General features: G+C 41.5%; 24 protein-coding genes and 1 pseudogene. 17 read left to right on the forward strand and 8 right to left on the reverse strand.

The genetic code is table 11. The features are described 5' to 3' along the window. Positions 1–73 precede the first annotated feature (73 nt). The 4 genes and pseudogenes from QT711_RS05365 to QT711_RS05380 all read left to right on the forward strand — a co-directional run. On the forward strand, positions 74–1,153 hold the full coding sequence (locus QT711_RS05365) for a flagellin N-terminal helical domain-containing protein (RefSeq protein ID WP_317942487.1): 1,080 nt from the start codon (positions 74–76) through the stop codon (positions 1,151–1,153). A 321-nt stretch (positions 1,154–1,474) separates the two neighbouring features. Further along, positions 1,475–1,609, forward strand: a complete 135-nt coding sequence (locus tag QT711_RS05370; protein WP_398295665.1) for a flagellin — start codon at positions 1,475–1,477, stop codon at positions 1,607–1,609. Positions 1,610–1,760: 151 nt separating this feature from the next. Next, on the forward strand, positions 1,761–3,641 hold the full coding sequence (locus QT711_RS05375) for a flagellin (RefSeq protein ID WP_317942488.1): 1,881 nt from the start codon (positions 1,761–1,763) through the stop codon (positions 3,639–3,641). A gap of 344 nt (positions 3,642–3,985) precedes the next feature. Next, positions 3,986–4,099: pseudogene (locus QT711_RS05380) on the forward strand (flagellin); the annotation flags it as partial. Between the two features lie 474 nt (positions 4,100–4,573). On the opposite strand, the gene QT711_RS05385 reads toward QT711_RS05380, so the two are convergent. Beyond that, positions 4,574–5,497 (reverse strand): endonuclease, encoded by a 924-nt coding sequence (locus QT711_RS05385; RefSeq protein WP_317942489.1) that lies wholly within the window; start codon positions 5,495–5,497, stop codon positions 4,574–4,576. Positions 5,498–5,632: 135 nt separating this feature from the next. Between QT711_RS05385 and QT711_RS05390 the strand changes: the two genes are divergently transcribed. The 4 genes from QT711_RS05390 (at position 5,633) to QT711_RS05405 (ending at position 7,553) form a co-directional block, all read left to right on the forward strand. Continuing rightward, positions 5,633–6,232 (forward strand): hypothetical protein, encoded by a 600-nt coding sequence (locus QT711_RS05390; protein ID WP_317942490.1) that lies wholly within the window; start codon positions 5,633–5,635, stop codon positions 6,230–6,232. A gap of 234 nt (positions 6,233–6,466) precedes the next feature. After that, complete coding sequence (locus tag QT711_RS05395) at positions 6,467–6,802, forward strand: GNAT family N-acetyltransferase (RefSeq protein WP_317942491.1); 336 nt, start codon at positions 6,467–6,469, stop codon at positions 6,800–6,802. Next, the gene (locus QT711_RS05400; RefSeq protein ID WP_317942492.1) at positions 6,780–7,076 is read left to right on the forward strand and encodes a hypothetical protein; all 297 of its coding nucleotides are present in this window, start codon (positions 6,780–6,782) and stop codon (positions 7,074–7,076) included. Before QT711_RS05395 ends, QT711_RS05400 begins: the two co-directional genes overlap by 23 nt. Before the next feature lie 168 nt (positions 7,077–7,244). After that, positions 7,245–7,553 (forward strand): hypothetical protein, encoded by a 309-nt coding sequence (locus tag QT711_RS05405; protein ID WP_317942493.1) that lies wholly within the window; start codon positions 7,245–7,247, stop codon positions 7,551–7,553. A gap of 199 nt (positions 7,554–7,752) precedes the next feature. Here the strand turns inward: QT711_RS05405 and QT711_RS05410 are convergent, their stop codons facing one another. After that, positions 7,753–9,153 carry a plasmid pRiA4b ORF-3 family protein gene (locus QT711_RS05410; protein ID WP_317942494.1) on the reverse strand — a complete coding sequence of 467 codons (1,401 nt, stop codon included), beginning with the start codon at positions 9,151–9,153 and terminating at the stop codon, positions 7,753–7,755. A gap of 244 nt (positions 9,154–9,397) precedes the next feature. Here QT711_RS05410 and QT711_RS05415 point away from each other — a divergent pair, with 244 nt between their 5' ends. Then, positions 9,398–9,751: a hypothetical protein gene (locus QT711_RS05415; RefSeq protein WP_317942495.1), complete on the forward strand. Its 354-nt coding sequence runs from the start codon at positions 9,398–9,400 to the stop codon at positions 9,749–9,751. Between the two features lie 175 nt (positions 9,752–9,926). Then, positions 9,927–13,127, forward strand: coding sequence for a BTAD domain-containing putative transcriptional regulator (locus QT711_RS05420; RefSeq protein ID WP_317942496.1), 3,201 nt, complete (start codon positions 9,927–9,929; stop codon positions 13,125–13,127). A 214-nt stretch (positions 13,128–13,341) separates the two neighbouring features. Here QT711_RS05420 and QT711_RS05425 read toward each other — a convergent pair whose 3' ends face one another. The 6 genes from QT711_RS05425 to QT711_RS05450 all read right to left on the reverse strand — a co-directional run bounded on the left by QT711_RS05425 (position 13,342) and on the right by QT711_RS05450 (position 16,704). Then, a complete protein-coding gene (locus QT711_RS05425) occupies positions 13,342–14,205 on the reverse strand; it encodes a hypothetical protein (protein WP_317942497.1) in 864 nt (287 codons plus the stop codon). A 164-nt stretch (positions 14,206–14,369) separates the two neighbouring features. Further along, positions 14,370–14,813 carry a GNAT family N-acetyltransferase gene (locus tag QT711_RS05430; RefSeq protein WP_317942498.1) on the reverse strand — a complete coding sequence of 148 codons (444 nt, stop codon included), beginning with the start codon at positions 14,811–14,813 and terminating at the stop codon, positions 14,370–14,372. A gap of 34 nt (positions 14,814–14,847) precedes the next feature. Further along, on the reverse strand, positions 14,848–15,294 hold the full coding sequence (gene fosM, locus QT711_RS05435; RefSeq protein ID WP_398295668.1) for a FosM family fosfomycin resistance protein: 447 nt from the start codon (positions 15,292–15,294) through the stop codon (positions 14,848–14,850). Between the two features lie 80 nt (positions 15,295–15,374). Beyond that, positions 15,375–15,938: a hypothetical protein gene (locus tag QT711_RS05440; RefSeq protein WP_317942499.1), complete on the reverse strand. Its 564-nt coding sequence runs from the start codon at positions 15,936–15,938 to the stop codon at positions 15,375–15,377. A gap of 84 nt (positions 15,939–16,022) precedes the next feature. After that, the gene (locus QT711_RS05445; protein WP_317942500.1) at positions 16,023–16,433 is read right to left on the reverse strand and encodes an ABC transporter permease; all 411 of its coding nucleotides are present in this window, start codon (positions 16,431–16,433) and stop codon (positions 16,023–16,025) included. A 58-nt stretch (positions 16,434–16,491) separates the two neighbouring features. Further along, positions 16,492–16,704 (reverse strand): hypothetical protein, encoded by a 213-nt coding sequence (locus tag QT711_RS05450; RefSeq protein WP_317942501.1) that lies wholly within the window; start codon positions 16,702–16,704, stop codon positions 16,492–16,494. Positions 16,705–17,151: 447 nt separating this feature from the next. Here QT711_RS05450 and QT711_RS05455 point away from each other — a divergent pair, with 447 nt between their 5' ends. The 7 genes from QT711_RS05455 to phaZ all read left to right on the forward strand — a co-directional run bounded on the left by QT711_RS05455 (position 17,152) and on the right by phaZ (position 23,679). Further along, positions 17,152–18,348, forward strand: a complete 1,197-nt coding sequence (locus QT711_RS05455) for a substrate-binding domain-containing protein (protein WP_398295697.1) — start codon at positions 17,152–17,154, stop codon at positions 18,346–18,348. A 95-nt stretch (positions 18,349–18,443) separates the two neighbouring features. Then, positions 18,444–19,217 (forward strand): ABC transporter ATP-binding protein, encoded by a 774-nt coding sequence (locus QT711_RS05460; RefSeq protein ID WP_317942503.1) that lies wholly within the window; start codon positions 18,444–18,446, stop codon positions 19,215–19,217. Continuing rightward, on the forward strand, positions 19,195–19,902 hold the full coding sequence (locus QT711_RS05465) for an ABC transporter ATP-binding protein (protein WP_317942504.1): 708 nt from the start codon (positions 19,195–19,197) through the stop codon (positions 19,900–19,902). Before QT711_RS05460 ends, QT711_RS05465 begins: the two co-directional genes overlap by 23 nt. A gap of 13 nt (positions 19,903–19,915) precedes the next feature. Then, positions 19,916–20,776 (forward strand): branched-chain amino acid ABC transporter permease, encoded by an 861-nt coding sequence (locus tag QT711_RS05470; protein WP_317942505.1) that lies wholly within the window; start codon positions 19,916–19,918, stop codon positions 20,774–20,776. A gap of 4 nt (positions 20,777–20,780) precedes the next feature. After that, positions 20,781–21,785 carry a branched-chain amino acid ABC transporter permease gene (locus QT711_RS05475; protein ID WP_317942506.1) on the forward strand — a complete coding sequence of 335 codons (1,005 nt, stop codon included), beginning with the start codon at positions 20,781–20,783 and terminating at the stop codon, positions 21,783–21,785. Further along, a complete protein-coding gene (locus QT711_RS05480) occupies positions 21,782–22,795 on the forward strand; it encodes a 3-oxoacyl-ACP synthase (RefSeq protein WP_317942507.1) in 1,014 nt (337 codons plus the stop codon). The genes QT711_RS05475 and QT711_RS05480 overlap by 4 nt, the downstream gene beginning before the upstream one ends. After that, on the forward strand, positions 22,795–23,679 hold the full coding sequence (phaZ, locus tag QT711_RS05485) for an intracellular short-chain-length polyhydroxyalkanoate depolymerase (RefSeq protein WP_317942617.1): 885 nt from the start codon (positions 22,795–22,797) through the stop codon (positions 23,677–23,679). The genes QT711_RS05480 and phaZ overlap by 1 nt, the downstream gene beginning before the upstream one ends. The last annotated feature ends 10 nt before the right edge of the window (positions 23,680–23,689 follow it).

The raw sequence follows: 23,689 nt of genomic DNA on the forward strand, positions 1-23,689 counted from the left end.
CTTACTCCGTGAGCAATAAGTTATTTAGGGTCACAAGGACGTGAACCAATAAACACTCAAGGAGGAAATATCAATGAGAATTAACCACAACATCGCGGCGCTTAACACACACCGCCAACTAGGTGCTAACAACACACAAGCATCTAAAAACCTAGAAAAACTATCTTCAGGTCTTAAAATCAACCGAGCTGGGGACGATGCAGCGGGTCTTGCAATCTCTGAAAAAATGCGAGGCCAGATCCGTGGATTGGACATGGCTTCTAAAAACGCACAAGACGGTATCTCTTTGATTCAAACCGCTGAAGGCGCACTGAATGAAACCCACTCAATTCTTCAACGTATGCGTGAACTTGCGGTTCAGTCTTCAAACGACACAAACAATAATTCTGACCGTTCAGAGTTACAAAAAGAACTACACCAACTATCTCAAGAAATTACACGTATTGCAGATAATACTGAGTTCAATACAAAAAACCTTTTAGGGAAAAATGGATTTGAAGGCAAATTCCATATTGGTGCTAATGAAGGTCAAGCTATCGATTTAAAAATAAATAATATGGATGCCGAATCATTAAAAGTTATTGGCTATACAGGAGCAAAGGTAGATTTAAATAACAATGCCGCTATTGAAGTATCTTCAAACCTTTCAACAGCTGTAGAAATTAATTTTACTGCTGCTAAAACAGGGAATAACGATGCTGCAGTTAAAGAAACTACAGCCACAGTAGGAGCAGATGGTAAAATTACAGTGACTTTAGCACAAGCCGCTGGTACTGGTGCAGCTGCAGGGGCTATTACTGCAACTCAGCAAGATGTATTAGATGCACTAAATAAAACTGGGATTGTAACTGCTACCCAAAAAGGAGCGGGTGATCTTTCAACAGCCGCAGCTGTTGGAGCAGCAGCAACTACTGCAACTGCGGGAACTATTGATGAAGATAAAGGAATCAATATTTCAACGCAAAGTAATGCATCTGATGCTATTAAGACTATTAACAACGCAATTGAAACAGTATCAGCAGAACGTTCTAAACTCGGTGCAACACAAAACCGCCTAGAGCACACAATCAACAACCTCGGAACTTCTTCTGAAAACCTAACAGCTGCGGAATCACGTATCCGCGACGTGGATTATGTCTTAGCTGCTGCGTAAGCAGTGACAGACACAGTCGTCCTGACTGGTAACGGTCAGAGAGTACGATCGGGTGAATTGCTGGAAACCCCTGAAGCTTTCTTCCCCACAACGTAACTGTAAACGGTAAACGTGACGGGCTGAAAAGAAGAGAGATTGGGCAATCAGCAGCCAAGCTCCTGTCTCGAAAGAGTGGAGAAGGTTCAACGACTAGGGTATACCATCTACAGCACTTGCCAGGATGATGAAACCCATAGGAAACGCAAGACTGAGTACCTTGCCGATCCGAAGTGCCCGACCCCTACCGAGCAATCGAAGGGTGAAGATATAGTCTAGTCATTAGTGAAAGCTAATGTTCGCACGATGGCGAAAGAAATGATGGAGTTCACAAAGAACAACATCCTTACTCAAGCAGCACAAGCAATGTTGGCTCAAGCAAACCAACAACCACAAGGCGTACTTCAACTTTTACGTTAATTTTAGACTTATTCAAAGAGACTCTAGTTTTGCTAGGGTCTCTTTTTGGTGTATTTTAGCAGAAGTATTCAATGTTTCATTGAGAGTGCTACAAAATCTGTAAATTATGCCGATAAAGATATTATAAATGATATTATTAGAGGTAATGCAGATGATGATAATTAGACAAAACATTCTAGGTCTTAAAGTAAGCAATAAACTAGATGCAACTAACAGAAAAGCTTCCAATTCGTTAAAAAGACTTTCTTCAGGCTTGAAAATTAATCAAGCTGCTGATGATGCAGCTGGTTTAGCAATTTCGGAGAAAATGAGAGCACAGATTAGAGGGCTGGATCAAGCAAATAAAAACATACAAGATGCTGTTTCATTGATCATGACTGCGGAAAAAGGGCTTTCTGACATAAGTGATCCAAGTTTATTAAGGATTAGAGAGCTAGTTGTTGAAGCTGCAAATGGTACATTGAATTCTCAGGACCGGTTGTATATTCAACAAGAAGTTGATCAATTAAAAAAGGGTATTAACGATATTGCCAACAATACACACTTTAATGGGATTAATCTCCTTAACCAAATTGTAAAGGACAGCTCACTTGATGAAGTAATAATACAGCAGGGTTTAGCAGCTAAACTAACAGTTCCAAATCCGCTTGTCTCAAGTTTTCAGGTTTTTGCAGGTCAGAATGATACTTTTGAATTTCAGGTGAATGGCAAGTTGACGAAAATTCAAATACCTCCGGGTCAATATAATCGCAACTCTCTACTTGAAGAACTTAATTCAAAACTGAAAGCTCATAACGTGCCTCTTACTGCATCGTATTCCGAAGGCTTACCTAAATTGGAATTTACAAGTCCGATAGGAGATTATTCAATTGAAAATGTCACTGGAGATGGTACAGAGGGATATTTAATTACGTTAGTACATGCAAGTCGAACTGGTGGGGTTGCAAGATCAGGTTTGCCTGCATTAAACCCAGGAATAACAATTACCTTTGGCGTTAACGATACTTTGACCTTTGAAGTGAACTCGAAATCTTATTCAATTAGTATTCCATCCGGAGAATATACCGTATACGGAGCCTTACAATCAGACCAAAATGAAAATTCAACCTTACTGGAGCATATAAACACGCAACTTAATAGTGTTGGAGCCCCGGTTAAAGCTCAATTTATTTATTATAAAAATCCGGATCCGCCATTTAACAATGGAACAGGATTATATTTTACTGCGCTCGAAAGTCCAGATAAATCAAGTAGCCTAGCTGATGGTATGCATACATTTGGTAATTTCGGTGGGAATGCAAAGTCAACATTATTTGATAGTACAGTAAGCGGATGGAATGTTAAAGATTCTTCGACTCTTGAATCTGGAATAATAAAAACCCATCCTGCGTTTGTAACTGGGGAAGCGGATCTTTCCAAAGGATTAGTGATTGTAAAAGGAGAAAATGATACTTTTAATTTTGATTTAAATGGCAATGAAAAATCAATTACTCTACGACCAGATTCATACAGTGCTTTAAGTTTGATAAATGAAATAAATTACCAGCTCAATAGTAATAATATTGAAGTCACAGCAGAGTTGAATTCATCAAATAAAATAGTTATTAAACAAACCAATCCAACTAGTGGAGATAAAATCAACCACTTATCTGGAAATGCCATGCCGAGTTTGTTTTACGAAATCATCCGTGGAAAAGCCCCTGTTGTTGAAACTAATATTATTCCCTCGGAAGGGAATTTAAATGTACAGGTTGGTCCAAATAGTGGTGATAGTTTTAAAATAGCTCTAACTAATGTAGGCGTAGCAGCTCTGGGTATAGATGATCTTGCAGTAATGACTATTGAGAGTGCGAACAAAGCAATTGCAGCTATTGATAATGCAATTAAAATTGTATCATCTGAGCGCGGAAGATTTGGCTCATATCAGAATCGGCTAGAGTATGCAACTCAGCAGACTTCTGTTGCTGCTGAAAACTTAACTGCTGCGGAATCACGTATCCGCGACGTGGATTATGTCTTAGTTGCTGCCTAAGCAGTGACAGACACAGTCGTCCTGACTGGTAACGGTCAGTGAGTACGATCGGGTGAATTGCTGGAAACCCCTGAAGCTTTCTTCCCCACAACGTAACTGGAAACGGTATGCGTGACGGGTCAAAAAGAAGAGAGATTGGGCAATCAGCAGCCAAGCTCCTGTCTTGAAAGAGTGGAGAAGGTTCAACGACTAGGGTATACAATCTACAAGCGTAAGCTCATGATGATGAAACCCATAGGAAACGCAAGACTGAGTACCTTGCCGATCCGAAGTGCCCGACCCCTACCGAGCAATCGAAGGGTGAAGATATAGTCTAGTCATTAGTGAAAGCTAATGTTCGCACGATGGCGAAAGAAATGATGGAGTTCACAAAGAACAACATCCTAACTCAAGCAGCACAAGCAATGTTGGCTCAAGCACAACAAAGCCCGCAAGGAGTACTTCAACTTCTTCGGTAATGTTGTACGGGCGTCTTAACTGGTAACGGTTAAGAGCATGACTGGGTGAATTGCTGGAACCTCCTAAGAGCTCTTCTGCCACAGCGCAACTGGAAACGGTAAACGCGATGGCCTGAAAAACGAAGAGATTGGACAATCAGCAGCGAAGCCCCTGTCGGGAAACCGTGGGGAACGTTCAACGACTAGGATATACCGTCTAAGGCAATCACTATGACGATGAAATCCGTAGGGTGTTACGAGTCGTAACATTCGAAGTGCCCAGCCCTTGTGTGTTAGCAGGGTGAAGATATAGTCTGACCTCGTTTAGAAATAACGGGACAAGTCGCAAGCAAACCAACAACCACAAGGCGTACTTCAATTGCTACGTTAATATGGTTAACAAAACGCGGTCCGGAGTTATTCGGATCGCGTTTTTCTCTTGCTTTTCTTGTTAAGAATAATATGACAAAAAATAGTTTTCCTGATCTTTAAAACTTAAAACACTATTGCTCTATTAAAGGAATTGCATTCAAAACAATACTCTACCAACTCACTAATCGTCAATCCAGTCTGTTGCCGTATCCTCGCTAGATTCAGCCTGTGCGCTTCTCTAATAACAATTTGATAGTTATTCATATCTTTTGGTTCGCTACGAAGTTGAAGAAAAGTGTGGAAAATATGATTGGTGCAAACTGTGTTTGTTGTTGAATCGATAAAGAGTGTTACTAGTGAATTAAGCTTCTCGTTTATTTCAGCTGTAGGTTTTTCAATTTTATAAATGGAAGGTAAATAGATTGTCGTTCTTGTAGCAATTGGCTGAAGTGGTTGGATTACTAATGATTTCCTGTTCATTGATTCGTGTAGCCAGGGAGAAACAAGATGAAGAAAGTAATGAATCTGAAATTTATCATATAGAATTAAACGATTTTGTGCATCCGTTTTAAAATGTAATTTCCATTTATTCCATAACAAACACTTCAGAAATTCAATTTCTTCATTAGTAAAGCTGTCTGTCGATAAAATAATTTTATGCATAACACCGTTAACGATTTTTAAATGACCGTCGTCTTGGTACCACCAAGCTAATGATCGCTCGTCCATATGTTGTTGAATCCATTGTTTAGGCAAGCGCTTCTTTCCCTGAGGATACCAAATTTTATACAATGAAGTGATTAATTCATCTGTCTTTGATTGGACAACATAGCTCTCCGAAAAACCTTTCGACAGACGTTTGTCTAGTACTTTGCGGTATGCTGGACGATTGATTGGAATGTCATTTACTAATTGCTCATAACAATGATATGTCCACCCAAAATCCTCTGTTCGATGCATAAATTGAAAGCGCGGTTTTCTTCTATCCTGCTTCGTCATACAACCATCCCCCAATAATTTTCCGCACATGTAGTTCATAAAAGACATATCCTACCCCCCTTTTCTAAAGAACATATATTCTTATTGTATCAATTTTCTTAAGATAAGCCATCATTTAACTAACGGCTATTCCTGTCGATAAATACAGTAGGAATAAACTTGGAATGTATGGAGGAAATCATTTTGAAATTAATTATTGGAGAACAAGTCATTGAATACATTATACCAACAGCAGAGGAAGTCATTGAACGGATAAATGAATACGTAACAGGCGGGCTCTATTTCAGTCATTTCATTGCTGATGGAACAGAAGTATATGACGAGCATGAAGAATTTTTGGAGCAGAAATTAGAGTCCATTGAAGAGCTGCATGTAGTCATTAAAACGGAGAAGGAATTCATGAATGACGTTCTCTTGTCAGCAGAGGAGTATTTGCAACGGGCTGTTCCTGAGCTTCGTACATTGGCAGATGATTTTAACCGTGTTCCTACGGCTGATACATGGGATCGATTTGAACTATTGATAGGTGGAGCGGATTGGCTCAATGATATGTTAAAAGTAGTGAATAACAGCCATGAACGCCCGTCAGATTGGAAGACGTTTCAGAAGCTGACGTCTACGCTACAAGCTGAAGTGTCCAAGCTTGGAAAGGCTTTAGAAAAGAAAAAGAACCGTGAAATTGCTGCTATCCTGAAGAATGGATTTTTGCCTGTCTTTGAACAGCTAGAGAAGGCATTCGGCGAGACGATTGATTCGGAGTTTATTCGTAAAAACTTGAATTAAGACCATGTGTTTTTGGCAGCTTCTAGAGGCTGTCTACTTATTTTCTAAACCACTAGCCTCTCTTAAACATTGGAGTTAAACAGAATAAGATACATTTAGATTGCCCATCAACAATAATTGGTGAGCAATCTTTTTTATTCCCAGAGATAGTAGCCAAGAAATGATATGCCATTGCCAACTCCAATGTTTTTCATTATTGTTAGAATATACATTATACTCCAAAGGGATGATTGCATGATTTACGAAATTCGAAAAGTAGATAAAAAGAATCATGAAGAAATACTGTCTCTCCGAGTCACAGTTGAACAGCAAGGCTTTATCGAGTCTCCTGCAGAGTGTTTGAAGGATGCTGAGGAGTGGCCGGAGTTTCGGCCAGTTGGATTGTATGCTGATAATCAGTTAGTCGGTTTTGCGATGTATGGTGCGCTGTTGGACAGTGGGGGCGGACGGAATTTGTGGATGGATCGGCTTTTAATCGATGCACAGCATCAACGAAAGGGCTATGGCCGGCGGTTTACTGAACTGCTAATTGAGTACGGAGCCGGAATTGGAGGAATGGATCATCCATGAATGGGTGCATCCTGAGACGTTTGCACTTCACTTGCAACGCTCGGCGTTCGTTAAAACGGAGGATCGATTTATAGGAGGAGACGTTGTCGTCTGGGTGAATGATGAGGACGTTATTCAGCATGCTGCCTATTGCATTGATGGCGTGTTGTTCTTTAATAAAAGTGGTCAGATTTTCACTAACCCGTGGAAAATTGTTGATTGGTCGGATCTAGAAGAGGATTGGAAACGGTATACATCTATCGTTTATAGGAAACATCTTCCGTGTCACAGTTAACACTCCCTCTAAAGTGTTAGGGTTTGTCATTTTGCAGAGTGGAGATTATATCGTCAGAAGTCTGTTTTTATGTTAAAATGAGAAGGAATCGAATGAAAACTGTCGATTCTTGACAATCACACCTAAAGATCTTCATATATATTCATTAAAAAAGTGGGAGGAATGAAAATGAGCCAAGCTGTCACCCAAGAAGTCATCTTACAAGCTATTCTCGAGTTATCTGCTCAAGTAAAAGCAAACAAAGATGAATGGAAGGCAGACATCAAAGAAGTCAAAGATGAAATAGGTCTTTTGAAGTCGGATGTAGCCACGTTAAAAGAGGATGTAGCTACGTTAAAAGAAGATGTTGCCAGCATCAAGGACTGGATGGTAAAGACAGATGAACGTCTTGAAACAATCGATGCAAAGATGGATGTGTTTACAAAAGGCTTGCTTGATACGCAGGCTGAAGTCGTTAAACTGAAAAAAGTATTGTAACAACGTGAAAAAGACTTTGCAGTTTCGTTAATTACTAGCCGTTATCTAGGAGAGAAGCCTAGAGTAACGGCTTTATTAATGGAACTAACCATTTTTTCTGAAATAGAAAACGCCTGTTGCCATGGAACATGACGTTTTCTAGTATGATTACAACAGATTCATTAACCTCTTAATTACCTATAAGTTATAGAAACAGCAATCACTCCCACTCGTCATCCTCATCCCAATCAAAATACTGCTCTGGTCCTTCTCCTTTTTCCGCTAACACAAACGGTTCAATTGGATCTGTTCGCTCCCTATCAATTTGCTCAACTTCAACGATAAATGTCCATTCAGCTCCAAAATCATACACATAGAGAAAACGTTGGCCGACTTGTAAGCCGAGCGTATCGATGCGGATTAAGGAAGCATCTGTGTGTTCAAACTCATCGTTTGGAGAGCCAATGCAGTTGTGGGACCACTTTTTACCGTCCATGAAAAAACTGTATAAATGCTCATCTTCAAAGCCGTATGATTGGAGGATGAGTTGATGCAAATCATCCATTGTCGACTGGCCGTTAAATACGAGTCTCCTCCATGCCCGGGTCTCGTAAAGTACTTTGAATGTATAGGTCCCTTCTTGATAACGCTCCTGTTCACGAGGCAAGGTGTTTGTTAATTCCCCTGCAGGAAAGTGTGGAATGAAAGGTTGATGGAACGGTTGATCGCTTTGATCGACTGATAAATAATCATCTAGTTTGTCGTAATCCTCATCGTTTAGGAAAAATCCAATAATGTCTTCAGTTGGCGCGCCAGGAAACCAATCCGGTTCGTGGTTTTGTTTCCGATAAGCAATGTTCCATGCTTCCAAACTTCTTTCAAAAATGAGAATAGGCATGATTGCCGTCCCTAATTTGGTCAAAGTGATGCTTTTCGCAAAGTATGCGTCTTTCCGAAAGTACTGTTGAATCTGTTCCACATCGTCTTCACATTGCCATAAACCGAACCACTCAAAGTACAGTAAGAAATAATGCCAATTCCAAGTCGATGATTTAATCTCTTGGCCAAACGGCGTTTTAGGGGGTGTAATCGAGACAGGCATGCCAGGACCAATTCGGTGTAGCGCAGCAAAAATATAAGCGTGAGTTGCTTCGGGCGTAGCAGTCGTTAACGTTTGCCAATTTGTATCCACCCAGAAAATCTCTAGTAGAGCACAGTATTTTTCACTATGCGTCAAACGTTTATATTGGTCAATACGATCGGTGCTGAGAAGATAGGCACTTGTAGCGTTTCGCTTAATGAGCACAAGCCGACCACTAATCGCTAAGTGATAAAGGAAGTGAATGTAAGGATAAGATTTTTGATCGGAATTGACGGTCGCAAGTGGTGCTTTTATACTTAATAAATCATTGAGGGCAACCAAGTGTTTCCGCGTCATATATTCATTCGTTTTCGTCAAAGCAATCTTATGTTGTTGGCAATAGTCTATAAAACGTTCAAAGTCGGTAATCAAATCCTCTGGAAAATTGCCTTTCTCATGGGGTGGTACTTGAATAATCGGCTGTTCCACATCGTCTTGAATTGCATCTAAAAATGATAATTGCTGAGGGTGCTTTCTCAATTGGTTACATCTCCTTATAGCATCTCGATTCGTTTTAGTTATGTACAGTGTAGCAATAGTACCCTATGAATTTCTACTATCCAATCAAATACCTAAATAGGTTGACAATTAATTAACTTAAGATACACTTAAATAAGAACGTATATTCCTGTATATGGTAGATTTATTCTAAGGATAAACACGTTCAAACATGCTATGATAAGTATAAAGAAAGTCGGACAAAATTTTGAAGGGAGGGAACCTGATGAACATCGAACTGAAAGAGATGTTGCAGTCTGGCATTCATGAAGCCATTCAACCACTGTATGACCGATTTGACAAGTTGGAATCCAGATTTGATGTGCTTGAATCCAGATTCGACAACCTTGAATCAAGATTCGACCAATTTGAGACGTATACAAAAAACAAATTTGCAGAAGTGGATGCGAAACTTACGTCAATTTCACAACAAGTTGCTGAGCCCACTCAACAGATGGTGGAAATGCGGGAACAGATGGGTATGAAGAGTGAATACATTCCGCAAATGGCCAGTATAAACGGTCGCTTGGATGAGTTAGAAATTGATATGAAAATCCTTAAAAAAGCGATAGCGAATTAAATAATAATCTCTTCTTCCATTGCGAGTTCGCAGTGGTTTTTTCGTTTTCAAATTAACTCATACCTTCTCCCTTACCACTCACATCATTTCACGATTTCTCCAACTATCAACCAATTCAGAACCTTCTTATGTTAAACTAGACTAAAAGATTCAGCAAAGCAGGTGATCGATACCAATGCAAGTGAAACCGGTCATACAATCGAAGCTTATGGCACCTATGCCAGCTGCTACGTATATGCGTAGAGCTTCATTCATAAAAAAGATGCGGCAAGCGGAGTACGTAAAGTTGACGCTTGTGCATAGTGGTGCGGGGTACGGAAAAAGTTCCGGGCTTTCGGCGTTCATTCATGATTTGAAAGCAGCGTCTAGCTGGTATTCTGTTGCGCAAGAAGATGATGACATCTTGCCGTTCCTCACCCATTTAACACATAGTATTCGCAGAGTCCATCCGGCATTGGATCGATCGCTTGTGGAATGGGAAGAGTCTGTCGTTCTGCCAAAAGACGTTGATATCGAGCAATGGCTCGCAAAATTTATGAATGCACTTTGTGAAATTGAAACACCGTTGTTTATCGTCATCGATGATTTTCATCACGTCGACCATGTGTTTACAATTAATTATATCCTCGAGAAACTTATTTCATTGTTGCCGCCACATGTCCACCTCGTCATCGCATCACGCACGCGGCCGAGGTGGTCGAGTCTCGTGAAATTAAAGTTGTCGGGGCAGTTATGTGAACTAACAGAAGCAGATCTGTTGTTTTCTGAAGAGGAAGTTTCCGTGTTTTACGAAGATTATTTTCACCAACCGTTAACGACGGAAGAGGCGGCTTCCATTATACGATTGACAGAAGGGTGGGCGATCGCCGTCAACTTGTTGGCCATCCATCTGACAGGATCCAACGAAGACTTTTCCATTGAAATGAAACCCGCCTTACAAGACCTATTCGCGTATTTATCGGAAGAAGTGTTCAACCGGATGACACCGCACGAACAGGAATGTGCACTTGCGTTTTCCGTGTTCCAAACGTTTACCGAAGACGTAATCGACGCTTTTTATGGCGAGGAAGCAGTCATTGTGTTACGTGAACTTGCAAACCGCCACGTATTCATTCAATCGCTTGGTGAGGGGGCTTATCGTTACCATGCGCTGTTCCAACAATTTCTCGAACGCAAATGGCAATCGATTGATCCGTCTCAATACGTCACCATCCAAAAAAAAGCAGTCGCTTATTTTATTGACGAACGAGATGCGAACCAAGCCATTTTACATGCTGTAAAGACTGGGGACGCGGACTTCATCGGAGCAGTCATTGTCGAAAATGGAGCTGCTCTCATTCAATCCGGCCAATTTGAATGGTTGCTTGATATATGTAAGGCGTTAGACGTGGCAATAAAAGACAAGCATTATCCCATTTATTACTTTGAAGGGGAAGCACACCGCTACCGGGCTTTTTATGAAAAAGCACGTATCGCTTATACAAAATGCATCGACAACGCGACAGTTCAGCAAGATGATTACTATATCGGAAAAGCACATGCTGGAATTGCGCACATATACTTGGATACAATTCAGCCAGGTTTAGCGGACCCGCATTTATTAAATGCCATCTTCTATTCCGAAAAAAGCGAGCGGACCACTTGTTTAGAAAAAGAGCGGCTTAAACGTCAATTCGCCGAGAATCTCGTTAACTTAGGCAAAGCGCAAGCGGCAGAACAATGGGTAAACAGTGAAATCGCGGAGCAACAAATTTTACAAGAAGGGAACTTGGATGCCCGCATAGCATTGCGAACGGGAAAATTGACAGAAGCACAAGCGATCCTGACAACACGCGAACAGAATTCTAATTTACCGGATTCTCATCGAGAGTCCGATGTACTGTTATCCTTACTTTATTCGATGACGGGACAAGCGGAGCTGGCAATGGAATGTGCCGCAAACGGTATTCGATTAGGGGAAGAAGAAAAATCGGCGTTCATCGAAGCGGTTGGTTGGATTCGGATGGGGCACGCGAAAGTTTTACATGATGCGAGTGAGACGGAAACTGCAAAAGCGTATTATTTACGGGCGATTGAACAGATGGATGATTTGAAAGTATCTCGTGGAAATGCCGAGCCGTATATGGGGTTATCGATTTTATTGGCAAGGCAAGGAAATTTTTCGGAAGCGATTCAATATGGCAAAGCGGGCTTGCTGGAAACGGAACGCGTTCAAGACGGCTGGCTATCCGGCCTCATTCATATCGGATTGGCCATTGTGTATGTGTATGCACAGCAGGAAGATTTTGCGGAAGAACACTTGAAAAAAGCTGAAGTGCTATTAATACAATGTGGTGATCGTTATGGAGAAATGCTGACCGCATTCTGGTTCATGAAGATGTATGGCGTAGCTGGAACTGTCGAGTCATTTTCAACTTACGCGAATCGTTTCTTCACACTCCTTGCAGAACAGAAATACGATTTTTATGTAACAACAGACACCATTTTTGGCCCATTTGATCGACAATCGATGCATCCGCTCGTTCTTCAAGCAGCAGAACAACTACCTGAACATGACGGCGTCCAGCATGCGATCCATGTCCTCCAATTACAAGACGTACAAACACATCCAGGTTACAAAGTGGATGTCAACATGTTGGGACCCTTTACTGTCCATCTAGGCATGGAGGAAGTGCATGAACGCAAGTGGCAGCGTGACAAAGCAAAAGAACTGTTCCTTTATTTATTGCTCAATAAAAATCGATTTGTCCCGAAAGAGGAAATCATGCTCGCGTTATGGACTGATGTCGAAGAGAAAACGGCTGATCGGGATTTCAAAGTCGCCCTCAATGCACTCTTAAAAGTACTGGAACCGAACCGGACAGCAAGGGAACCGTCCTTTTTCGTCCTACGGAAACAGACGATGTATCGATTGAACCCGAAAGCGGTCATACAAACAGACGTGGAACGGTTTAAAGTCTACATGGAGAGAGGATTAGCGGAAAAGTCGGCATCGAAAGTAGTAGAAGCTTTGCTGAAAGCCGCTTCGCTCTACAAAGGAAAACTTTTCGAGGAAAAAATGACGGTCGAATGGATTGTGCAGGAACGTGAACAAATGGAACAGCAATACATTCTCGTTCTCGAACGTATCGCGCAATCCTACACCCGTCTGCAGCAATACAACAAAACAATTGAATGGGCAGAAAAACTCGTACGCATCGACCCAACATGGGAAGAAGCCTACCGCTTGCTCATGTACGCCCACTACCAACTGCAAAATCGTCCTCAATCCATCAAGTGGTACAATAAATGTAAAGAAGTATTACGAAATGAGTACGCAATCAATCCGATGGAAACAACCGAGCAAATGTATAAAATGATTATGAATGAACTGTAGGAAGCCTACTTACCGCTTCCTGCAGTTTAATGAAAATGAGTAAACACGCATACAAAAACGTTAGCAATAGCTTAACAAACCTGTCCCATCAAAAACCGGGTAATGCAATAAAAACGAGCAAAACAAATAGAGAACCGCCAGCCTCGCCTATTAATTGTTTAACGGAATAAGAGTTTCACAATATGTTCTCACCTGTGCTCTTTACTTTCTTCCGTCAATCTCCGGATTTCATTTCATACAGATACAACTCATCTCCGTCTAAAAACAGCAATTTATCCTCACGATTATTGACTAATTGTGGAATAACGGGTTGACCGTCTGGTTTTATTAACTCAATTTTTCGGACAGTCTTAAATTCATTTTCTATTCGTTTGAGCTCAAAAAGTATTCGTCCACTAATTCCCTGGTGTGCTACAATTTTATCCCCTTTTACTGCAAACGCTCCTCTAAAAGCAATATCCTCGGTTGAATAGTACTCTGTCCGATTATCTTTTCGAATACCAAACTTTGCATCGATGCTGAAGAAAAAAATGATTTGTCCGTGTGCTGTACCATTCAGTGCCAAACATTCAAAAATAGCATATTGTTTATCATCTTCTAATGAGTCGATTTGAACTCCAGATGCATTCCAACCGACTAAACCACTACGCCCAATTGGTTTCTCCCATCCGTAATTACCGAAAACACCTTCATCAAAGTACCCAGTCCAAATCTCTTGATCCTTAGTAACATAGACTTTTCCGATGCCGTCACCTAAACAAAATGACCGTACGAAACTACCGTTCTTATCATAGACGCGAGCGTTTTCTTCAATATTGGATGCATCATGATAGTAAGATCTTGCACAAACCAGAAGTACATGATCGTTATCAATGGGCTGTACGTGATGATAATTCCAAGTTTCATTTGGTAAATGAAGCACAGTCTTCTGTCCGTCTTTCACATAAATGACTTGATAATAGTAACTTTCTTCAGTAATCGTTGCAGGGAACGAACCGTTAACTAATGGTGGGTGCTCATTTACGAGTAGGATGTAAACATCATTATCGTGTCCTATTGCGATTGACAATGGTGTCATGTGTTTCAACTCTTCTTGTAAGTTAGCTATGGGCTGTATAGGTATTTTGGTTATTGATACCAATCTTAATCAGCAACCTTTCATCTATTATTGGTTGGTCTTAGTAAAGCTTGAAAAGATGCGACTTATAAAACGTCCGCTTTGGCTTAGTAATTATTCATCATCTAGTTCAGTAACTTCACCATCGTGTAATAACTACTTCCCGGTGGATAATCTTTCACTTCTCCAACGACAACATACCCGTGCAATTCATAAAATGTTTTTGCTTGAAAATCAAACGTTGTTAACAGTACTTTAGTTGCGCCCTTTTTATAGGCAATGTCTTCGACTCTTTGTAATAATAAACGGCCCAATCCATTGCCGCGTAAATTTGGATGGAGCCAAAAGTCATTGATTTCAACCCAATTCCAATATACTTCCGCTGCAATCCCACCAATCCAATTGCCGTCATCATCGCCTACAATCAAATGGATAGGTTGTATTGCACCTTGCTGTCTACTATTTTCATGATGGATCGAATGCTCATTATTAAACTCTCTAATTTTCGTTTTCAGAAAGGCCGAAAAATCCTCGTTGCTCTCCAATACGGTATCAATCGTGTAGTTCATCTCATTGTTCTCCAATCAAAGATTCATAGGTTGTTCATTCGAAAAACGACATATGCGGTTTCTCCTGCTTATAATAATCCATTCTTTCTTGCAAAGTACCTGTATGAAATTCAAACTTGTGGCCATCAGGATCAGTAAAATAAATCGACTTTTTGTCTCGAGCATCTCGAGGTCGTCCTGAAAGAATCGTTACACCAAGCTTCTTCAACAGTTCATATGCATGCGAAAATTCAGCTTCTTCTATTGAAAACGCAATATTTGTATATGATTCGCTTATCTCATTTCGTGGGATATCTTTCTCTTCATTAAGCGCTAACCACAGTCCGTTCAAATCAAAATAAGCAGTACTTTTTCCTTTAACGAGCAGTTTTGCATTAAACACATCTTCATAAAACCGAATGGAACTCTCTAAATCGGAAACAGAAAACAATAAATGATTTAGACCTTTGACTTGCAATAAATTCACCTCATTTATACACATATTTACAGCAATACGACAAACGTTTTTTCAGTTTGATGTATCGTCCAGAGAGTAGAGAATTAATGAATTTGTGGTTAGAATTATTTAATGAGTATTTCAATTTGATCGCTATGTTTTTCCATCAATTCATTTAGGTAGTCATTGTTTTTCTTATCAAATTCCTTTAGCTCTACTTCGTCAAAACTATCCGGATCACCAAAGGTTTCTCGGACATATGCATGTATATAGGCAATTTGTTCACTCCTACGTTCTACATATTTTGAATAATAATCTTCAGCATTCATCCCTAACTTCTTTGCTTGCGATGTAATAAATACTTGTATAGATTCTCGTAATGAATCGTTTTCATGTTGTGGTAGCTGCAACAACATTTCCTGTTGGGAAGCAATATCCTTAGAAACGTCTACCTTCATTTCTTTAGCTTCTTGAAGCAATAACTCGAGTTTCACAGCCCCTTCGATGTTTCCTATTACTTTTTCGTCTTCATACATAAAACGTAAATCGCCAATCGTAATTTCTTGTCCATTCACAATCGCAGCAATGTCCTCATCGTCATAATCGCTTAGATTACGACCGCTTCCTTGGCAACCCGCCAACGATATAAGTAATAAAAAAGTAATGACACTGTAGACAAACCTTTTCATAATGCACCCCCAGTCCTTTGTTCAATCTTAAATAATGAAAAGCTTCTCCATTTCAATTCCCGCAATTCTCAACTCCTCAGTTCACTAACTCCAATGTGTTTTTTGTTTCAATGAATGATTGCTAAGGAAGTAAAACATTGTAATAACAACTGCGCAAACAAAAGGATAGCCAAAATAAACTGAAAAACGCATATGGTCCACTAAACTAAACTCTCCCCATTCAAGCCATAATCGCCAACCCATTCCTATGGAGCTTAGTATTAAGGAAAGCATAAAAACAACCCAAACTTTATCTGAAAATAAGCCTGCAAAAATATTAGCCGCAAGGAAATATAGGAATAATGTCAAACTCATACTGAACAAGTTAAACCCTTTTAATCCTGGTATTACAAACGTGAATGTAATTCCCGAATAGAAAAGGATGATGCATACCGCGAGTAACAGAAATGCAGTTCTTGAATCTCCTACTCTTTCATAAAACTGTTCACTTAACAAATGCAACCCCCCATACCTAATCTACATAGTCATTTCATTTGTATTGTACGTGACTTGCTCATTTCTTACACTCAAACGAATAGCTGCTCGTCACAGAATTATGGATTTCCAAAACAATACTTCCGCCAACCTCATAACACCCTTCACTCGCGAGTTTAATCTCTTTCGTATTAAAGTAACTCGTAGTCAATACCATAAACGCAACAATGAGCAATGCAACTGCTCCCACTGACCATACTTTCGTCGCAACGGCTTTCTTTTGTTGATCCATCTTTACCACTCCTTTCTCAGTAAGAACGTCTACAACCATAACTCTCCAATTTAACGGACAAACCTCTTACCATCTTCTACGAATTAAAATCATATAAGTTCCAACAATTCTAAAGATAGCTAGCGGCATTGCTAGTTTTGGACTCGTCTTTATCTCGTAGTTATGTATTGAATTGTATTTTTCTTTTTTTCTATCTCCTTGCTAAGGAATTAATTTGAACATCATCAATCCCTTTCTTTAATCAAATCTTTTTTAAACTAGACTTGCCTTAATCTCTGCACAGTTCGCAGAAATACGGCAAATCGAAACACCTTCGTGGTTCGATTTGTAACTGAAATGTAACTCGCATCCTTTACAGTAAGAACTAGAAAGAAAGCGGTTACAAAAACGACATGAAAAGAGGGGTTCACGTTGAAGAAAAAGCTATGGTTGTTCTCTTTACTCGCAATGATGCTCATCATCCTTGCCGCTTGTAACATTGACGAAGACACGGAAAAACCGGAAGCGTCAACTGGAGACGATAACGGTGAAGAAGTGCAAGGTACCATCAAAATCGGTGTCCTCGCTTCCTTGACCGGAGCACTTGAAGCGTACGGCAAGCAAACAAAACAAGGCTTCGAATTAGGTCTTGAATATGCGACAGGCGGAACGATGGAAGTCGCTGGTAAGAAAATCGAAGTCGTCTTTGAAGACACAGAAACAAAGCCAGAAGTCGCTGTACAAAAAGCTACGAAACTATTAGAAGAAGACGAAGTGGACTTCATCGTCGGTTCTTCTAGCTCAGGGGATACATTGGCAGTTCTTCCGCTTGCTGAAGAATATGAAAAAATTATGATCGTTGAACCGGCTGTTGCGGACAGTATCACAGGTTCTGAATTCAACCCGTTTATCTTCCGTACAGCGCGTAACTCATCACAAGATGCTGTTGCTGGAGCTGCCGCTATTGCAGGTCCGGGCGTGAAGATTGCTACGTTTGCACCGGATTATTCTTTCGGTTGGGATGGCGTCGCAGCGTTTAAAAAAGCAGCTGAAGATTTAGGGGCTGAAGTTGTCCTTGAAGAGTTTGCAGATCCTGCAGCTACAGACTTCACATCCAACCTTCAAAAAATTATTGAAGAAGATCCAGATTACTTGTATGTCGTATGGGCGGGTGCCAACTCCCCTTGGAATCAAATTGCAGATTTGAAGCTCCAGGAAAAAGGCATCAAGATTTCAACAGGTGCACCGGATATCGCGGCACTTTCTGTGATGGAACCACTTATCGGCATGGAAGGGTTCACGGTTTATTACCATACGCTTCCTGACAATGAAGTGAATGACTGGCTCGTGAAAGAACACAAAGAACGTTTTAATGGCGAAGTTCCGGATTTATTTACACCCGGGGGCATGTCAGCGGCGATTGCGATTGTCGAAGCGTTGAAGAAATCTGAAGGGGATGCGGACGGCAACAACTTGATTAGCATTATGGAAGGAATGTCATTTGAAACACCAAAAGGAACGATGACATTCCGTGAAGAAGACCACCAAGCGATGCAATCCCTGTATTCCATTAAGCTTGAAAAACAAGACGGTGTCCCTTATCCAGTGCCAGTTCTTATTCGAGAACTTACACCGGATGAGACGGAGCCACCGATTAATAACTAAACAAGAAGGACAGTGCGCGTACTGTCCTTCTCAATCGGATGAACCGTGCATTCATCCGATTGAGAAGGATGGAACAGGTGGGAGGAGAGGGAAAGATGGATCCAATTTTAAAGACCGATCAGTTAACGATCCGTTTCGGCGGACATACAGCAGTTTCCAACGTCAGTTTTGAAATGCCTGCGCGACAATTAAAATCAATTATTGGCCCAAATGGTGCGGGCAAGACGACGTTTTTTAATTTACTGAGTGGTGAATTAAAACCGACAGAAGGCGAAGTGTTCTTTAAAGGAAAACGGATTACAACGATGTCTGCAGTTGCACGCACACGTCTAGGACTTGGCCGTTCCTTTCAAATTACAAACGTCTTTCCGAATTTGACGGTGCTTGAAAACGTTCGGCTTGCTGTGCAATCCAAAAAGAATATCCGGTACCAGATGACTCGCCACTTCTTTCATTACAAGTCGTTAATGGAAGAAGCACAACAGCTCATCGATCTCGTGTTGTTACAAGGTAGGGAGCACGCAATTGCGAGCCAATTGTCTCATGGGGAAAAGCGGAAATTGGAGATTGCGATGTTGTTAGCACTCGATACCGAAGTATTGTTGCTGGATGAACCGACGGCAGGGATGTCACTTGAAGAAGTGCCGGCTATTTTGGACGTCATTAAGAAAATTAAACAAAAAGGCGACAAGACGATTTTATTAATTGAGCACAAGATGGACATGATTCTAGACTTGTCGGATTCAATCATGGTGCTGTTTAACGGCAAATTGCTTGCTGATGGCAGTCCGCAAGAAATTATGGACAACGAAACCGTGCAAAATGCGTATTTAGGAGGTCTCTATGATGAAAACGCTGTTGAAAGTTGACGATATCCATACGCATATTGGGCAGTACCATATTTTGCAAGGCATTTCGTTTGAAGCACGCGTTGGGGAAGTAAGTGTTTTGCTTGGTCGGAATGGAGCTGGGAAAACAACGACATTGAAAACAATTATGGGATTGACGCCAGCTTCAAAAGGAAGTGTCACGTTTGACGAACGGGACATTACGAAACGGGCTACATACGACATTGCGAATTCAGGCATCGGTTACGTGCCGGAAGACCAGGGGATCTTCGGTGAGTTAACGGTCGAAGAAAATATGAAAGTTGCGATGCGAAAAGAGGACGACGCAACGTTGGCGAGACAAGAATATGTCCTTGAGTTATTCCCGGATCTTAAAACGTATTGGAAGAAAGACGGCGGGCACTTGTCAGGTGGGCAAAAACAAATGTTGGCGATGGCGCGAGCGTTTGTCCATGAAAACAAACTGCTGCTGATCGATGAACCATCGAAAGGGCTCGCTCCGATTGTCATTGAAAAAGTGATGGAAGCCATTATGGAAATGAAAAAGAAGACGACGATTGTCCTCGTTGAACAGAATTTCATCATGGCGAGTCGAATAGGGGATCGTTACACGTTGATCGATGACGGAGCGACTGTGCAAACGGGCGCAATGAAAGAACTGATTCATGATGAAGAAGTGAAACGCAAATATTTAGGGATTGGATGAAGGAGGCGGAACGATGGAGTTACTAATCAATTTGACGATAAATGGTTTAGCTACTGGGATGCTCATTTTTCTTCTCGCTTCCGGATTGACGTTGATTTTTGGCTTGATGAGTGTACTGAACTTTGCACATGGCGGCTTGTTTGCTTGGGGAGCCTATTCGGGTGTGTGGTTTTACGCATTGACGGATAGTTTCGTGCTGGGCATTGTCGGTGCAATAATTACTGGAATCGTTCTAGGGTTTATTACAGAAAAGCTTATCATTACACCCGTGTATGGCAATCACGTTCAACAAATCCTTATTACTCTCGGGTTCATGCTCGTGTTGACGGAATTGCTGAAAGTTGTATGGGGGCCCAATCAAATCGCGGCGAAAGTACCGCCTTATTTAGCGGGAAGTTGGGAGTTTGGGGATGTCCTTATTATTAAATACCGACTGTTCATCATCATCGTCGGCTTTGTCATTTTTGGTTTGTTTCAGTACATGTTACAAAAAACGAAAATTGGTCTCATTGTTCGTGCAGGGGTTATGAACAAAGAGATGGTGCAAGCACTCGGCATTAACATTAAACGCGTGTTCTTGTATGTGTTCATGGCTGGGGCTGCACTTGCGGCTTTAGGAGGAGCGTTAATGGCACCGTATTCAGGTGTTGTGTATGCAGAGATGGGGTTTGAATTTGCGATTTTGGCTTTCATCGTCGTTGTTATCGGCGGAATGGGGAGCTTTCCGGGTTCATTGCTGGCAGCGATTCTTGTTGGTTTGGCAGGAAGTTATATGGCTTATTACGTTCCGGCACTTTCACTTGCGGTCAATATGATGCTCATGGCGATCGTATTAATATTCCGTCCGCAAGGGCTATTTACGGCAAAGGGGTGACGGCATGAAACAGAAATTTCAATGGAACAACTATTTACTTGGCGTTGGCGTTTTGGCACTTGTCATCTTCCCGTTCGTATCGGATTCCAGGACGTGGACGATCTTATTGACCCAAATCTTCATCTTTTCGATTCTAGCAATGAGTTACGATATTTTGCTTGGTTACACAGGAATCGTATCGTTCGGGCATGCGATGTTTTTCGGGATGGGTGCTTATACGACAGCCATTATGATGAAAAAAGCAGAGCCAACGATGGGCATTTTCTTCCTGTCAATGGGGGTTGGCATGTTGTTGGCAGGCGTTGTCAGTTTTTTTATCGGTTTGTTGACATTGCGGTTGAAGAGTCACTTCTTTGCAATGCTTACACTCGCCGTATCGGGCTTGTTTTTGGTGCTTGCTGAAAAGTGGCGAACGTTAACGTATGGGAATGACGGCTTTACGTTTAAAGCCCCAGAATTTTTCAAAGACCGTATGATGTTTTATTTCTTAGTGCTCGCTATGTTGGTGCTTGTGTATATTTGTTTACGCCGATTTGTCAATTCGCCGTTTGGGCGTGTGCTTGTTGCGGTTCGTGAGAATGAACAACGGACACAATCACTCGGTTTTAACCCATTACATTACAAAGTGATTGCATCGGTCGTTGCTGGGGTAATTGCGAGTTTGGCAGGTTCGTTATATGCCGTTTCTTTACGGTTTGTCAATACGAGTGTGCTCGCAATGGACATTACGTTGGACGCGTTGCTTATGACAATCATCGGTGGTGTCGGTACATTGATCGGCCCGATTGTCGGTGCGGGCATTATTGAGTTAACGCAACATTATTTGTCAGGCCTTGCAAAAGAGTATCCGATTTTTGAACGATGGATCATTTTCTTCGGCATCATTTATATTTTAGCGGTTATCTTCTTCCCGAGAGGTGTCGTTGGTACGATACGCGAAAAAATGTGGAAAAGGCAGTCGAAGAAGAGTGAAGTGAAACCGGTCACGAAGAAGGAGGGATTAGGATGACTGTCGGGATTGTCAGTACAGGCATGTATATTCCTTCTTCCAAAATGACTGGAGAGGAAATTGCTGAACGTGCGAATTTACCGATTGAAGTTGTGAAAACGAAGATGGGCATTACGGAAAAGCCGATTCCAGGTGAACAAGATCATACGGTTGCAATGGCTGTATGGGCTGCGCAGGACGCGATGCGAAAAGGCGGCGTTGATGCAAAAGAAATCGATGTCATCATTTACATTGGTGAAGAACATAAGGAATATCCATTATGGACAGCAGCAATTAAGATCCAAGAAGAAATTGGTGCCCATCATGCATGGGGATTTGACGTAGCACTTCGTTGTGGAACGACGATTATGGCGATGAAGGTCGCGAAAAGTTTGCTGTTGTCTGATCCATCGATTCAGACCATTTTGTTGGCAGGCGGTTATCGAAATGGCGATTTTATCGATTATGAAAATGAACGTACGCGCTTCATGTTCAATTTAGGTGCTGGTGGCGCCGCAATGATACTTCGCCGCGATCACCCGACAAACCTCATTTTAGAAGCAGAAATTATGACAGATGGGTCATTTTCAGAAGATGTCGTCGTGCCGATTGGTGGTACGAAGCAACCGTTGACACCGGCTGATTTGGCGAATGGCTTGTATCGATTGGATGTGTTAGATCCGGTCGGCATGAAAGAGCGGCTTGAACAGAAATCCATGCAAAACTTCTTAAAAGTGATTCGCAGTTCATTGCAAAAGAGCGGGTATCACGAAAAGGACCTCGATTATTTGGCCATTTTGCATATGAAGCGGTCTGCTCATGACTATGTGTTGCGAGAACTCGGTCTAGCGGATGAACAATCAATCTACTTGCACGAGTACGGTCATATCGGCCAGATGGATCAAATCCTTTCATTGGAGCTCGCTCAACAAGCTGGCAAACTAAAAGATGGAGACATTACAGTTCTTGTCAGTGCCGGAATCGGGTATGCTTGGGGGGCAGTCACTGTGAAATGGGGAGGAGAGAAATGATGGAATTGAAAAAAGTCGCTTTGGCAAATGGGGAACAGATTGCGTATCGTGAACGCGCTGGCGGTGAGCGAGTTGTCGTACTCGTCCACGGCAATATGACGTCTTCCAAACATTGGGATATGCTCATGGAAAAGTTGGACGACAAGTTTACGGTAGTTGCACCAGATCTGCGTGGATTCGGGGAGTCTACGTATCATGAACGGATTACGAGTATAAGAGACTTCTCGGAGGACGTGCATCATGTAATTGAAGCGCTGAACTTGGAGAAATTCGACATGGTTGGCTGGTCGACAGGCGGTGCAGTAGCGATGCAATATGTCGCGGATCATCCAGGAAAGTGTGAAAAACTCGTCTTACTCGCTTCTGCTTCGACACGCGGTTATCCGTTTTTCGGTACGAATGAAGACGGCAGTCCAAATTTAGAACGACGGTTAGTTTCACTTGAAGATGTCGAACAGGACGCTGGAAAAACAAAAGCGATTCAAGGCTTGTACGATTCTGCCAATCGAGAAGGGTTAACAGCAGTTTGGAATGCGTTAATCTATACGCACAACACGCCAGACGCAGAGAAGTACGAGGAGTACGTTGACGATATGTTGACACAGCGAAATTTGGCAGATGTGTATTATGCATTAAATACATTCAACATCAGTTCAATGCATAATGGCGTAACAGAAGGGTCAAATCAAGTGAAGGACATTCAAATACCGACACTTGTTTTAAGAGGCGATAGAGATTATGTGGTGACGGAACAAATGACGAATGAAATAATGGAAGATTTCGGAGACAATGCGCAATTTATCGCTTTAACGGATATGGGGCATTCTCCACTCGTCGATGATATAGATACGTTAACAAAAACCATTGAAACGTTTTTAGATTAAGGAGATGGCA

The sequence above is a fragment of the Sporosarcina saromensis genome (genome assembly GCF_033253735.1).
Taxonomy (GTDB): domain Bacteria; phylum Bacillota; class Bacilli; order Bacillales_A; family Planococcaceae; genus Sporosarcina; species Sporosarcina saromensis.

Excerpts from the sequence above, each read along its gene's own strand:
- QT711_RS05365 (WP_317942487.1), top strand. The coding sequence starts at position 74 with ATGAGAATTAACCACAACATCGCGGCGCTTAACACACACCGCCAACTA.
- QT711_RS05375 (WP_317942488.1), top strand. The coding sequence starts at position 1,761 with ATGATGATAATTAGACAAAACATTCTAGGTCTTAAAGTAAGCAATAAA.
- QT711_RS05385 (WP_317942489.1), bottom strand. The coding sequence starts at position 5,497 with ATGTCTTTTATGAACTACATGTGCGGAAAATTATTGGGGGATGGTTGT.
- QT711_RS05395 (WP_317942491.1), top strand. The coding sequence starts at position 6,467 with ATGATTTACGAAATTCGAAAAGTAGATAAAAAGAATCATGAAGAAATA.
- QT711_RS05405 (WP_317942493.1), top strand. The coding sequence starts at position 7,245 with ATGAGCCAAGCTGTCACCCAAGAAGTCATCTTACAAGCTATTCTCGAG.
- QT711_RS05415 (WP_317942495.1), top strand. The coding sequence starts at position 9,398 with ATGAACATCGAACTGAAAGAGATGTTGCAGTCTGGCATTCATGAAGCC.
- QT711_RS05420 (WP_317942496.1), top strand. The coding sequence starts at position 9,927 with ATGCAAGTGAAACCGGTCATACAATCGAAGCTTATGGCACCTATGCCA.
- QT711_RS05425 (WP_317942497.1), bottom strand. The coding sequence starts at position 14,205 with ATGACACCATTGTCAATCGCAATAGGACACGATAATGATGTTTACATC.
- QT711_RS05430 (WP_317942498.1), bottom strand. The coding sequence starts at position 14,813 with ATGAACTACACGATTGATACCGTATTGGAGAGCAACGAGGATTTTTCG.
- fosM (WP_398295668.1), bottom strand. The coding sequence starts at position 15,294 with ATGTGTATAAATGAGGTGAATTTATTGCAAGTCAAAGGTCTAAATCAT.
- QT711_RS05440 (WP_317942499.1), bottom strand. The coding sequence starts at position 15,938 with ATGAAAAGGTTTGTCTACAGTGTCATTACTTTTTTATTACTTATATCG.
- QT711_RS05450 (WP_317942501.1), bottom strand. The coding sequence starts at position 16,704 with ATGGATCAACAAAAGAAAGCCGTTGCGACGAAAGTATGGTCAGTGGGA.
- QT711_RS05455 (WP_398295697.1), top strand. The coding sequence starts at position 17,152 with ATGATGCTCATCATCCTTGCCGCTTGTAACATTGACGAAGACACGGAA.
- QT711_RS05460 (WP_317942503.1), top strand. The coding sequence starts at position 18,444 with ATGGATCCAATTTTAAAGACCGATCAGTTAACGATCCGTTTCGGCGGA.
- QT711_RS05465 (WP_317942504.1), top strand. The coding sequence starts at position 19,195 with ATGAAAACGCTGTTGAAAGTTGACGATATCCATACGCATATTGGGCAG.
- QT711_RS05470 (WP_317942505.1), top strand. The coding sequence starts at position 19,916 with ATGGAGTTACTAATCAATTTGACGATAAATGGTTTAGCTACTGGGATG.
- QT711_RS05475 (WP_317942506.1), top strand. The coding sequence starts at position 20,781 with ATGAAACAGAAATTTCAATGGAACAACTATTTACTTGGCGTTGGCGTT.
- QT711_RS05480 (WP_317942507.1), top strand. The coding sequence starts at position 21,782 with ATGACTGTCGGGATTGTCAGTACAGGCATGTATATTCCTTCTTCCAAA.
- phaZ (WP_317942617.1), top strand. The coding sequence starts at position 22,795 with ATGGAATTGAAAAAAGTCGCTTTGGCAAATGGGGAACAGATTGCGTAT.